The following is a 257-nucleotide window of genomic DNA, read 5'->3' on the forward strand; positions in this document are numbered from 1 at the left end:
GGTTGGTCAGCAGGCCTTGCAGGGAGACTTCGCGCACGGGCGAGCGGGCCCGGCCCGCATCGGGCATGTGCGACACCGGTCGCGAGCGGAAGGTGCGCACGGCCAGGTACAGCAGGTAGAGCGCGCCGCCGAAACGCAATGCGTCGTAGGCGTAGGGCACCGTCAACAGCAACGCGGTAATGCCGAACGCCGCGCAGAACATGTAGAACACGTAGCCGAGCGCCACGCCGCCGAGCGAGACCAGCCCCGCGCGCCGC

At 70.0% G+C, this 257-nt stretch carries 1 protein-coding gene; it reads right to left on the reverse strand.

Annotation, left to right across the window (positions count from 1 at the left end; all coding sequences use genetic code 11):
* A partial coding sequence (locus SB751_RS32665; RefSeq protein WP_410749340.1) for a LysE family translocator occupies positions 1 to 257 on the reverse strand: 257 nt, incomplete at both ends.

This window comes from Cupriavidus sp. SIMBA_020 (assembly GCF_046535395.1).
GTDB classification, from domain to species: Bacteria; Pseudomonadota; Gammaproteobacteria; order Burkholderiales; family Burkholderiaceae; genus Cupriavidus; species Cupriavidus campinensis.